We start from the raw sequence: 14,054 nt of genomic DNA on the forward strand, positions 1-14,054 counted from the left end.
AATTTTTATTAAATAAGTATTAGCGATGTGTGGAATTCAACCAAACAACTATTGCTGGGACAGTAATGATTAAAATTGCGGGTGGAATGATTGGTATCCATCCAGCATTGATAAATGTGAGGTAGCAAATACTAAAAAGTAACAAAAGTGCGATCGCTATTGTTACTCCTAAGTATAAAGGGCGACGAATACACAAAGCTAGTATCCCGGCTAAGAATGACCAGCCGATCATCCATAATGCTTCTAGCCAAGTAGGCCACCACCAGATTAAGGGTCTATTGTCTAAAACAGCACTGAAAATCTGGGCGATCGCTTGAGCCTGAATGAATATTCCTGGTATATTTTTCTGAGAACGAATGGCCGTAGCACTGTAAGGAGTTTTCCACTGATCAACTGTACTAGGGGCAGTTACACCTATAAGCACGACACGATTTTTAAGCGCATTAATTAATTCTGGGGTAACACGATTTTCCAGAATGTCTCTCAGAGATAATTGCTGGGCAATATCTTGAGGAGAACGCAAAGAACGATAATTAAGTAGGATCTGATAACCAGAGGCATCAATATTTTGATAACCACTACTGTGGCTTTTTAATTGTGGGAAAACTACTTGGCCTATCTGTAGTTGTCCATCACTAGTTACATTGGTATTAATTCCTTGATTAGCTAGATAGTGCAGTGCTGTTTGTAAGCTAAAGGCATATTGTGCGGTGCAAGCGGAGTTAGCCGGAGGTGTTAAATATAACAGATGGCGGCGAGCTACTTCGTCATTATCGGCGACGAAATCACTAAAACCTAAACGGGATTCAGGGACTTCTGGTGGTGGTGGAACAGCATTTGGCGCATCATCTTTGGGTGCTGCTACTTTGCAAGGAGCAAAAAAGTTTGTGTCTGTGCGGAGATAATTTGCTAATTGGGGATAGTCAGAACTGACGGGGAAATCACGATAAATATCTAAACCGATGGTTCTGGGTTGATATGGCTCTAATTTTTCGATCAGTTGCAGCAGTGCTTGATCAGATAAAGACCATCGAATCTGCATTCCTAGACTGTTTTGATATTGAATATCTGCTTCATCAATAGTCACAAGCAGTAGGCGTGGATCTGGCTTTTCGATGGGGCGTATTGCCATCAGGCGATCGAAACTGTGTAATTCCCAGGGCTGGAGAATACCAAAATATCTAATACCGATAACGCAAAAAGCGATCGCTACACTTACCGCCATCACTTTACACAGATTGTGCCAAATATTAGTTAAATTATTAACCGCTAAAATTTTACCACCGGACAAGGAGAGATTTTTTTTGCCTGCACTTAATTCACTAATTTGCAGTTCTTGGCTTTGGTTACTGTGGATTTGTTCTAAGACCAACTGCGGGTTGAGAAGACGCTCATCGGGTGCAGGAATCATCAGGTTATCAATGAAATTAGCTAAACCTGAAGAAATTTGGGGTGCTTGCTCTCGCCAAATTATCCGGTTTGTGTGCGGTTCCTTTGGCAAATCGTTAGGGTGTATGCCTGTTAATAAATTAACAAAAGTCCGTCCTAGAGCAAAATAATCTGATTGATAACTAGCTTGACCTTGAATTTGCTCTGGTGCTGTGTATCCCAAGGAATAGACTCTAGTGATATCACCGCCATCCAGCTTTTCTGCATAAGTCATAGTCACTTGTCTGGCTGCCCCAAAGTCAATGAACAGCAATTTACCATCAGGACGAATCATTATATTTGATGGCTTAATATCTCGGTGTAAAACTTTTTCTTGATGCAGTTCCACTAATAATTTAGTTAGTTGCATCAACCAATTAATGGCTAATTCTTCAGATAATCTACCATTTTTATCTATCCAATGGGCTAGATTATCGCCTGGTATTTTCTCCATGACTAAGCAATACAATTGTTCATGTCTATCTTTAGGAGAAAAACAAAAACAAGTATCAATTTGAGGTACGCTTAAATATCTCAAATGTCTGAGAATACTAGCCTCTTGCTCAAACATTTCAATTAATCGTCGCCGATTGCTAGTTAAAACTTTGAGAACTTTAGTTTTACCTAAATTATCTATTTCAAATATTTCTGTATGGTGGTTTTGATTTAATTCTCGTAATGGCTTAATCACCCGATAACGCTCGTTGATGACTAAGGTAGAGCCACAACTCTGGCAAAATTCTTGATCGTCAGGATTTTCCCGATTAAGACACCAGGGATTGATACAGTAGCTCATATTTCAACATTTTATATTTAGTGTGAGTATTAACAGGGAACATTATTATCGATAACTGATGTTACTCAAATCAGATTTGAGTTCTAAAAGCAGATTATTAACATTACTTTTGGCATAGCCAACAAACAAGGGAGTTTTTCCTTGCAAAAGGGAAAGAATTTTGGTGAGGTATGATTCAATTAAACTTTCATCTTTGAATATTTTATATAGTTGGTTTTTAATGGGTTTTAGAACTAAGCGGACTTGCATTTCTTGAATAACTGCATCTTTTTGTTTCTGCTGCACTAAAGATAGGATTCGCAAAACCTCTATTGTTTCAATTTTTTGGTGTCTGCTAAATTCCCGAATCTCTTGACAAACACGCTCACAAATTTGATTAATCACATATTGAGAGACTACAGGTTGCTGGAGTGAAAACAGAACATCTTCTTCCACCACATTTCTTTCAATCAGCGATCGCCGCAAAAGTGATTCTATCGCTTCCATTAATTCTGCCTGGGTTACGGGGGCTACAATATCTCCACGTAATTGCGATAGAGAAATTGGTTGACACTCAATTGCTAACCAGTAGAGGATTTCCTGCTCTAAATCTGATAGGTACTCAAACTGCTCGTCTAAAATATCGTTCAGTTCACCAAAAACTATTGTCTCTTGTTTCAAAAAGGCAGAAACTTTACCCCCAAACAATTCTTGAATAGTATTAGCAACAATTTTCAAAGCTAAAGGATTACCTCTATAAAGCTGAATCAAGTCATCCCAAGTATCTGGATCTAATAACTTTTTCTTTTGAAATATTTCCTTGGCTGATGAGTCTAAACCTTGTAGAGATAAGGAACGCACCGGACAATTTTCTCCTGCCATCAAGGCAATTTCTTTGGGTTTCTCCCGCCCTATCCACATCACAGAACTACGATGATACTCTTGCCCTAATCTTTTTAAGAATTTACCGTAAATTTCAAAACCTTCTCGATAATGTCCAGCTGTATGACTACTTTGCTGAAGATTGGTGGTTGCATCTAAAATGACAAGACAACGATATTGACGGAGAAAATTAATAAATTCGGTAATTTGAGCATCAATATCTTGTGCAATTAGATAACTCTGCTGTGATTCTATAAGTCGGCTGATTTCCGTCAGCAATTGGCTCAGTAATGGATCTTGGCGTAAATCTCGCCAAATAATCAAATCAAATTCTGTTTGTATTTGTTGAACACATTTTGCGGCTAATGTTGTCTTGCCAACTCCCCCCATACCCACAACTGCTACTAGCCGACAATGTTGATTGACTAACCACTCTTTTAAGGTGGCAAGCTCTTGAGTGCGTCCATAGAAAACGCCGATTTCCGGTATTTCACCCCAATTTTCCGAGTTTTTTACGGGCGTTTCACTCAAAGATTCTCTGAATGCTGTCTGATTAATACTCGATGCAGACGAATATCGAATACTTTCTAATAGCTCTTCCCACAGGCGTTCCAGTATAAATCGGAAATTAGTTTTACTTATGTCCTCTCCCAAAACTTCTGATAATAATTTCCACAGCTTAGGAGCTGCCACTTGTTTGATGTAACCCAAACTGTAATCGCAAGTGTCTGCAATCTGTTCATAGGTTTTAGCTTGCCAAGCTCCTCTGAGGATTACAGATTCCACATCTTTTAGGTGTTGACCTGTATTAGTCAAAAGGATGTGATCTATGGTTTTTATGACTTCTTCCACATTCATTGAGACTTAAGAATATAAGCAAATACAAGATTTACAGATTAACTTTGATATTAACTTTGTTCAATAAGCCAGAGATTTTACTTCTATTACAATCCTAACATCTAAGCAAATCACCCACAATTAAGGTGGAATTGATCGCTATCAACTTAGATCATGTCATACAATTTCTAGATTACTCACATCTTGCAACAATAACAATTTATGTGATTTAATTATCTCAGTAAAAAGCTGAAATCCTTATTTTTAGATAAAAACTCATATAAATAAAGTATAATTTTTGCGTTTATTTTTACTTTGTATAGGATTATACGTAAAGACGGAAGAGATGATCATATAAACTTTTGTAAAGTTTTATCAAGTGATAAACTAGGCTTAATCTTGGATTATTAACATGTTGGTTAACTTAGTTAATAAAAAATAAAGTTAATGACTTAAACTACGACTACTTACGTATAATATTGATCATAAGCTGTTACGCCCATAAATTGCACAATTTCATTTGTCGATCGAAGCTGTAAACTCTCTCTTCCGCCCCCTACACGCCGCCCCCTTGCGAATATTAATGTGCAATTAAAGTAAACCAGCATAACTTCAATACACTACCTGACAAGGTGACATTACAAGTCTAAATTTTCACCATCAATACTCAACGTCTGTTTTTAGTGAGTGTTTCTCTATTTTCGATCAGTCTATATAGTTTCAATGAGGTTGAAATATGGTTGCTACCATTTGCATGGCTGAGTCCAGTAATCCTCCATTAAGACTAAAATTACAACAAGAAGAACTACGCTTTACTCAGTTTTTGATGGAGCGTGTACCAGAGCCAATTTTCTGGATAGAGCCAATTGCAAAACCCAACGCCAAAGTTTTATACGTTAATCAAGCTGTTTGTCATTTAGTCGGTAGTTCCCGTGAACAGTTGGTATCTATGGGTATACAAGACCTGAACCTAGATTTTTTACTTAATGTTTGGGCGAATTTTTGTAAAACTGATAAACAGCAGCATCATACATCTTTTAATACTCAATACCAAAGAAAAGACGGTTATAACCTGTCATTAGAAATCACTGTTACTGCCATAGAATCGGAGGGCAAAAAATATAGTTATCTATTGATCTGTCACATTAAGTCACAAACAGTTGCTTCAGGAACGTCACAACCTCAAGTATTCCAAAATATCTCTAGCCAGGAGGACAAACCAAAATATCCCTCATTAAAATTTCCTGGCAATACGCTATTAAATCAAGTATTTAACTTTATTGAGGGGAATTATCATCAACCGATTAGCTTGTGTGATGTAGCCACAGCAGTGGGTTACTGTCCGGCTTACTTAACTAACTTGGTACGTCGTCACACAGGAAAAACAGTTAATCATTGGATTGTTGAGCGCAGGATGTTAGCAGCACGTAATCTGCTTAAAGAAAGTGATTTGTCGGTAAGTCAGATTGCTGAAGCTGTAGGTTATCAACATGAAGGACATTTCTTCCGACAGTTTCGCCAGAATCATAAGACTACGCCCCAAGCTTGGAGGAAATCTCAGTTTATCTGCAATGGTACATCTTCAATGTTGCTGAATTAGGCAGATGATTTGAGTGCGAGCAAAAGGTATTATCTTTTTAAAGACTTTTATTCATCAACACCTGATTTTCCAAGATTTCTGGGCTTTATTTACCTAAATTTAACCTGAAGGGTTTTTTAACCATCATACAATCACAACAAAATAAAGTTTTTGAATTGCTCAACTTTCATCAAGTTTTAGCTTTTAGCATGACTCATAGTGGTTGGCATTGCCAGAAAAAGTTTCCATTAATGATCTGTCTGTCTATCATTGAAATGATAATCATTTTTATGGCAGAACGTACTCTAGCCCAGAGTCAGATTGTGCCAGATGATACCTTGGGAACAGAAAAATCCCAAATCATCAACAACTTCAACGGAGTTGCACAAGAAGGAATCACGGGTGGAAGTGTGCGAGGGATGAACCTGTTTCACAGTTTCCGAGAATTTAACGTGGGGGAAGCAAGAACTGTGTATTTTGCAAATCCTACGGGAATCGAAAACATTTTTGCGAGAGTAACAGGGAGTAGTCGTTCGGAAATATTGGGCAAGTTGGGAGTACTAGGCAATGCCAACCTATTTTTGCTCAATCCCAATGGCATTATCTTTGGCAGAGGTGCAAGTTTAGATATTAGTGGTTCATTTGTTGCCACATCAGCTAATAGTATTAAATTTGGCGAACAAGGATTTTTCAGTGCGTCATCACCACAACCAGTCCCACTGTTGACAGTGAAACCATCAGCCTTATTTTTTAATCAAATTCATGCAGCATCAATCGAAAATAGTTCAATAGCAGCAGCAGGAGTAAATCAAGTCAATAATCCTGTATTGGGGTTGAGAGTAGCTGATGGAAATAGCTTGCTGTTAGTGGGGGGAAATGTGCTGAATACAGGGCGATTAAATGCCTTGGGTGGACGGGTGGAGTTAGCTAGTGTAGCCAGTGTTGGGGAAGTCGGGTTAAGTATTGATGGTAAAAATCTGGCTTTGACATTGCCACAAGAACTGGTACGGGGTGATATCTCACTGAGGAATGGGGCTATTGTGAATGTAGCAGCTGATGGTGGTGGTGCGATCGCTCTGAGTGGTAGAAATATTGATATAAGTGAAGGCAGTTCTCTGAATGCAGGTATGACCACAAATTTAGGAACACCAGTAATAAGAGCAGGAGATATTACTTTAAACGCCACACAAGCCATATCGTTGAGTCAATCTAGTCGTATAATCAACCAAGTCGGTGTGAATGCGACAGGGAATAGTGGCAATATTAATATTCAGGCAGATTCAGTCAATTTAACTAATGGCAGTGATTTAATTACCTCTACCTTTGGAGAAGGAAGTTCTGGCGGCATTTTTATAGATGTCAAAGGTGCTGTTACCCTCGATGGTGAAGACAAAAATGGCGATCCCAGTAGAATTGTATCTCAAGTAAGAGAGTCAGCAATTGGAAATAGTGGCGATATTCAGATCACAGCAGACTCACTCAACCTGACGGGTGGTGGTTTGTTGACTAGTAGTACCTTCGGTAAGGGGAATGCTGGCAGAATTACTATAGATGTCAGAGGTGCTGTTAACCTGGATGGTGAAACTACAAATGGTACTGCTAGTAAAATTATATCTCAAGTAGTTAGCTCGGCAATTGGCAACGGTGGCAATATTGAGATCACAGCAGACTCCCTAAATCTTTCAAATGGCGCTTTTGTGAGTAATAGCACCTTTGGAATGGGGAATGGTGGTAGCATTACCATCGATGTGAAAGGTGCTGTTAACCTAGATGGTGAAAGCAATGATGGTATTCCTAGTGCAATTGTTAGTAACGCAGAAGAAACAGCAATTGGCAATGGTGGGGATATTAAGATTACAGCAGACTCCCTAACTCTCTTAAATGGCACTTTGTTTAGTAATAGTACCTTTGGAGTGGGAAATGGTGGTAGCATTACTATCGATGTGAAAGGTAGTGTTAAACTTGATGGTGAAAGCACCAATGGCGATCCTAGCGTAATTGGCTCTCAGGTAGGATGGTCGGCAATTGGAGATGGTGGAGATATTAAGATCACAGCAGATTCCCTAACTCTCTCCGAAGGAACTGCTTTAAGTAATGTTGCCTTTGGAAATGGGAATGCTGGTAGCATTTTTATAGATGTGAAAGGTGCTGTTAACCTGGATGGTGAAAGCCGAAACGGTATTATTAATACTACAATTATTACTCAAGTACAAGAGACAGCGATTGGAGATGGTGGAGATATTAAAATCAAAGCAGGCTCCCTGAATCTATTCAATGGTAGTTTTTTGAGTACCAATACTTTTGGAAAGGGGAATGCCGGAAACATTGTTATAGATGTGAAAGATGCCGTTAACCTTGATGGTAAAGGCACAAATGGCTTTTCTAGTGAAATCACCTCTAAAGCAGAAAACACAGCAATTGGAGATGGTGGCAATATTGATCTAAAAGCACATTCACTAAATTTAAACCAGGGAGCTAACCTGAGTGCGAGTACATTAGGGCAAGGAAAAGGTGGAAATATTCAAATAGAGACATCTGAGGTTGTCAATTTGAGTAATGATGCCGAAATTTCTGTGAATAGCCGAAGCCAAAGTGATGCAGGTGATTTGAGCATCAAAACTAACTCTCTGACTCTGCAAGGGCGATCGCGGTTATTGGCAGATACATTCAGCAGCGAAGGTGGTAATATTCAATTGCAGATAGGAGACTTACTGCTGCTCAGAGACAATAGCAGCATTTCCACCACCGCCGGACTGCAAGAAACAGGCGGTAATGGCGGCAATATTGACATTAACACCAAATTTTTAGTCGCTGTTCCCGATGAAAATAGCGATATTACTGCCAATGCTTTTTCAGGTAAAGGTGGCTTGATTCGGATTAATGCACAGGGAATTTTTGGCATCGAAACAAGTGAAACCCTAACTAAGCGCAGCGATATCACTGCCTTTTCCCAACAAAACCCCCTACTCAACGGTGAAATTATTATTAATACTCCAAATGCAGATATCAGCAATGAGTTAGCGGCTTTACCCACAAATGTGGTCGATGTTAGCAGGCTGATTGCTCAAGGGTGTGCAGCATCAACCGTGGCTAACAGACAGTCCCCAAGCCAATTTATCATTACAGGACGAGGAGGTATACCACCACAACCTAATCATGCTTTACGTGTTCCCGCGATCGCTGTTTCTGAAAATACTCTGACCACTAACACACCAAACAAACACTTAAATATTACTCCCATTTTTGAAGCCAATAGTTGGACTTTTGATCACCAAGGACAAGTGACGTTGAGTTTCAGTCCCACTGCTCACACTTCTACTTGGAGAATAAATGGTGGTAAATGTCAAAATAATTCCTAGAAGATGCAGCCAGCTTTATTTCTAATTTTATTAATCATCTTTATTAAAAAATATGGCGATTGAGTAATGAAATCAACCTTGGTTTTTTTAGGTTCAGTAAATGGTTTGCTGCTGATCTTAGAAACAATGCTTTTCTGGTCTAGCTGCGTTAAAGCACAGGTTGTTTCTGATGGTACACTCAATACAACTGTCAATTCTGCCAATGCTCAAAATTTCATCATTGAAAACGGCACTGTGGTAAATAACAATTTATTCCACAGTTTTAGTCAGTTTTCCATTCCTACAGGTGGATCTGCTACCTTTGATTTAGGAAATACACCCAATATATCAACAATTTTCAGTCGTGTGACTGGCGGTAGTATTTCTCATATCGATGGCTTGATTCAGAGCATCAATCACCAAAATCCCGTCAATTTATTCTTAATAAATCCTAGTGGCATTATTTTCGGAGGTAATGCACAGATTAATATTAATGGTTCCTTTATCGCTTCGACAGCATCGAGTATAAAATTCGCCGATGGTTCGCAATTTAGTACCAAAGAACCTACCGAGCCTCTGCTAACAGTTAGTATACCAATTGGACTACAAATTGGAGCTAATTCAGGTGCGATTCAAGTGCAAGGTTCGGGTCACAATATCACCAGAGTTGGTTTATCTTTACTCAATAGACGAGCAGCGAAACATACAGGTTTACAAGTTGCTCCTGGTCGGACTTTAGCTTTAGTAGCAGGAAACATCAGCCTTGATGGCGGTTTACTCATTGCTGACTCTGGTCAAATTGATTTAACAGCTTTGAGTAATGGTGAATGGATTCTGGGACAAGGGAATAAATTCTCAACCGTTAATACAACACCTAATACCCAATTTGGAAATATTCACCTGCAATCTGCGGCACTAGTAGATGTTAGTGGAATGAAGTCAGGTACAGTTCAGTTAAGGGGTAGAAACATCACTTTACAAGATGGCTCAATGATTGTGGGACAATCCCTGGGTGAACAAATCAGTGGGGATATACAAGTCATTGGAACTCAGTCATTAGTGATCAGTGGTACAAATCCAGCAGTTTCCAGTCGGATTGCTACTCAATCATTAGGTAATGGCAGAGGAGGGAATATTAACATTTCTGTACCTCGTTTGTTACTACATGATGGAGGTACGATTGTTGCCCAAACCTTTAGTGCAGCAGACAGTGGGGATATTAATATTCAAGCTAATGATTTTATTGGTATGAGGGGCAGTTCTGCTGTTGATGCTACTGATTTGAGTGCAATTACAACGGCAACCTTTAACACTGGCTCATCAGGAAAATTGACAGTATCAACTAATATTTTAGAAATTCGAGATGGCGCACAGATTACAAATTCCACATTAGGTAAAGGAAATGCCAGTCATCTGATTATCAATGCCAATAAATTAATTAATATTGAGGGTAATTCTAATGCGGCAATTTCTAATAGTGCAATTGTTTCCAACTCTTTTGGAGAGGGTAACGGAGGACAAATTCTTGTTAATACCCCTATCCTTCAACTCAAAAACGGCGGTGCAATTCTCTCTAGTGGATATTCTAGCGGTAATGCAGGTGACATCACAATTAATGCCAAAGAATCTGTTGAAATTATTAATTCCAGTACTTTCGATTTTAGTCCTGTCGGTACAACATTTCTCAATAGTCGAATTAGCTCTGATATTGTGACTCCGCCTGATTTTCTACAAGCTATTTTAGGACTGCCAACAATTGCCACAGGTAATTCTGGCTCAATTGTAATTAATACTCATCAGATAACATTAACTAATGGTGCTAGTGTGTCTGTTGCTAATACTGCTCCGAGAAAAAATGGACAGGCGAATGTAGGGGATTTAAAAATTACAACTAATTATCTAACTCTGCAAGGGCGATCGCGGTTATTGGCAGATACATTCAGCAGCGAAGGTGGTAATATTCAATTGCAGGTACGAGACTTACTGCTGCTCAGAGACAATAGCAGCATTTCCACCACCGCCGGACTGCAAGAAACAGGCGGTAATGGCGGCAATATTGACATTAACACCAAATTTTTAGTCGCTGTTCCCGATGAAAATAGCGATATTACTGCCAATGCTTTTTCAGGTAAAGGTGGCTTGATTCGGATTAATGCACAGGGAATTTTTGGCATCGAAACAAGTGAAACCCTAACTAAGCGCAGCGATATCACTGCCTTTTCCCAACAAAACCCCCTACTCAACGGTGAAATTATTATTAATACTCCAAATGCAGATATCAGCAATGAGTTAGCGGCTTTACCCACAAATGTGGTCGATGTTAGCAGGCTGATTACTCAAGGGTGTGCAGCATCAACCGTGGCTAGTAGGCAATCCCAAAGCCAATTTATCATTACAGGACGAGGAGGTATACCACCACAACCTAATCATGCTTTACGTGTTCCTGCGATCGCTGTTTCTGAAAATACTCTCACCACTAACACACCAAACAAACACTTAAATATTACTCCCATTTTTGAAGCCAATAGTTGGACTTTTGATCACCAAGGACAAGTGACGTTGAACTTTATCCCCAAGCCGCATATTGCTAATAAATGCTATGGTTCTGAGAAAAACTAATTGGCGCTACAGATTTTCCCAGCGACTAAAAATAGTTATCTTTTTTTTGTTAGGGATAATTTTATTTATCAATGTTTCAGGTCTATTATCTGATCTGGCAATTGCAACAACACCTGCAATCAACGCGGAAAAATTAGAATTTGAAGGAAAAGTCCTTTACGAAGCTGGACAATTTGACGCAGCTGTAAGCGTTTGGCAGCAGGCGGCTCATATTTACCAAAAAGCAGGTAATGAAGAAGGTAAACTGCGAAATTTAATTAATGTTGCCGAAGCTCTGCAAGCTAACGGGATGGATCTCAAAGCCTGCAATCAAATATTACAAGCTTTTGACATTAACCAGCCTGATTGCCGGAAATTAGCCCAAGAGCGTAACAGTTCACAAAGCAATTCATGGTTGTCAACCCTTGCATCGAGAAAAAATTCTCTGAGTACAGCCAATGGTTTGAAGAGTTTAGGCGATGTGTTGCAAAAACTCAATCGCCCAGATTTGTCAATCAAAGTATTAAACATCAGTTTACAAGTTGCTCAAAATTTATCATCACCAACGTTAGAAAGTTCAGCCTTGTTGAGTTTAGGCAATGCTCAACGAACTTTAGGAGAAAGAACACAAATTCAAAGAGGCAGAATTAATCAACAAAACTCTAGTCCTTTAAGTTGTGAAGAGCAAGCTAAGGATGAGGCTGAAATTTTATTTTATCAGCAAGCTAATTCGCTATATCAAAAAGCCGCAGCTAAATCCATATCTAGCCAAATTTGGACGCAAGCACAACTCAATTATCTGAGTCTGCTGCTAAAAATTAATCAGCTAACAATAGCACAAAATTTAGTTCCACAAATTGAGTCACAGCTAGAGGAATTACCTATTGAGCAAGCTACAGTTTTTAACCACATTAATTTTGCTCAAAGTTTAATTTGTTTTAATCAATTCTCCCCTATCAAAACTGTTGATGTGAAAGATATTGCTCAACAGTTGATCATAGCTTGGCGACAAGCAAAAAGCCTGGGTAATCAGCGTGCTGAATCTTATGCTATTGGCTATCTGGCTTGGCTTTATGAACAGAACCAGCAATACTCAGAAGCTTTAGCCCTGACGCAAAAAGCACTTATACAAGCGCAAACAATTTCGGCTAATGATATGTCCTATCAGTGGCAATGGCAACTCGGATATATTCTCAGAGAGCAGGGGAATATTCAAGAGGCGATCGCTGCTTATAATGCAGCTATTGAGACATTAAAATCTCTGCGGCTTGATCTGGCTGCTATCAACTCTCAGTTACAGTTTTCTTTTCGGGAAAAAGTTGAGCCAGTGTATCGTCAACTGGTTAATTTACTCTTATTAAATCAAGAGGCTTCTGAGTTAAACGCAAATAATAATCTCAAGCAAGCCCGAAATACAATAGAGTCATTACAGTTAGCCGAAATAGAAAACTTTTTGCAAGAGCCTTGTTTAAAACCTCGAATTGAAATTGATCAAATTATCGAAAAAAGCGATACCAAAGCAGCCGTTATTTATCCTATTATTCTAGAAAATAAATTAGCGATTATTTTAAAATTTCCCCAACAACAAGAACTGCGATATTATGCAACTTCCATATCCAAGGAAAATGTAGAAACAACTCTCAATAATTTACAAAAATATTTGCCTAATGTAACTAAAGCGTTTCAAGTAAAAATTTTATCTCAACAAGTTTATGATTGGTTAATTCGTCCTCTAGAAGCCGATTTAAAATCTAACAGCATAGAAACTTTGGTCTTTGTCTTAGATGGTAATCTGCGTAGTATTCCTATGTCAGTTTTATATGATAAAGAACAACAAAAATATCTAATCGAAAAGTATGCGATCGCCATAGCACCTACTTTACAACTTTTTGAGGCTAAACCTCTACGCAATTCGTCAATGAAAGTCTTAGCAGCAGGAGTTAGCGAAAAACGCTCTATTGCAGGTCAAGAATTTTCTCCTCTAACTAATGTTAAGAAAGAATTAGAGAATATCCAGACAAAAATACCCCAAAGTGAAAGTCTTCTCAATAATAAGTTTACGAGAATCAACATAGAAAACAAACTGCGATCATCAGATTTTTCTGTAGTTCATCTAGCCACCCACAGTCAATTTAGTTCTAACCCTGATCAAACCTTTATTCTCACTTGGGATAAACTACTCAAGATAGAAGATTTAGTTGACCTACTGCAACCAAGTAGTTTCAATGGCTCTAATTCTATTGAGTTGCTAGTTTTAAGCTCCTGCGAAACTGCTACAGGCGATCGCCAAGCAACGTTAGGATTAGCTGGAATCACCGTTAAAATAGGAGCAGAAAGCACTTTAGCAAGTCTATGGTCAATCGATGATTTTTCTACTAGTGAAATCATGAATTATTTTTATCAAGAATTAAAGAAAGGAACAAGCAGAGCTAAAGCACTCCAGCAGGCTCAATTAGCTTTATTAAAAAAAGAGAATCGTCCTTATTTTTGGTCAGGTTTTGTCTTAGTAGGCAATTGGCTTTAATATCAACAGGATTTACGTACACAGATTGTCTGTGGAGATTGGGTGTATGGGTGAAAGGGTATGGGGTGTAAGCTCAATTGATAGAGAAAGGAA

Annotated in this window: 6 protein-coding genes; 4 read left to right on the forward strand and 2 right to left on the reverse strand. The window is 38.7% G+C overall.

Annotated elements, in window-relative coordinates:
- Positions 1–19: 19 nt before the first annotated feature.
- On the reverse strand, positions 20–2,224 hold the full coding sequence (locus H6G79_RS21510) for a CHASE2 domain-containing protein (protein WP_190593116.1): 2,205 nt from the start codon (positions 2,222–2,224) through the stop codon (positions 20–22).
- Positions 2,225–2,269: 45 nt separating this feature from the next.
- Complete coding sequence (locus tag H6G79_RS21515) at positions 2,270–3,943, reverse strand: NB-ARC domain-containing protein (RefSeq protein ID WP_190593115.1); 1,674 nt, start codon at positions 3,941–3,943, stop codon at positions 2,270–2,272.
- 715 nt (positions 3,944–4,658) lie between these two features.
- On the opposite strand from H6G79_RS21515, the gene H6G79_RS21520 reads away from it, so the two are divergent.
- The 4 genes from H6G79_RS21520 to H6G79_RS21535 all read left to right on the forward strand — a co-directional run bounded on the left by H6G79_RS21520 (position 4,659) and on the right by H6G79_RS21535 (position 13,961).
- Entirely contained in the window at positions 4,659–5,522 is an 864-nt protein-coding gene (locus H6G79_RS21520) for an AraC family transcriptional regulator (RefSeq protein ID WP_190593114.1), read from the forward strand.
- 269 nt (positions 5,523–5,791) lie between these two features.
- Entirely contained in the window at positions 5,792–8,860 is a 3,069-nt protein-coding gene (locus H6G79_RS21525) for an S-layer family protein (RefSeq protein WP_242048499.1), read from the forward strand.
- 66 nt (positions 8,861–8,926) lie between these two features.
- The gene (locus H6G79_RS21530) at positions 8,927–11,458 is read left to right on the forward strand and encodes a filamentous hemagglutinin N-terminal domain-containing protein (protein ID WP_190593112.1); all 2,532 of its coding nucleotides are present in this window, start codon (positions 8,927–8,929) and stop codon (positions 11,456–11,458) included.
- Complete coding sequence (locus H6G79_RS21535) at positions 11,439–13,961, forward strand: CHAT domain-containing protein (protein WP_190593111.1); 2,523 nt, start codon at positions 11,439–11,441, stop codon at positions 13,959–13,961. The genes H6G79_RS21530 and H6G79_RS21535 overlap by 20 nt, the downstream gene beginning before the upstream one ends.
- Positions 13,962–14,054: the final 93 nt, after the last annotated feature.

Origin of the sequence: Anabaena sp. FACHB-83 (assembly GCF_014697485.1) — a bacterium.
In the GTDB taxonomy this organism is placed as follows: Bacteria; Cyanobacteriota; Cyanobacteriia; order Cyanobacteriales; family Nostocaceae; genus Nostoc_B.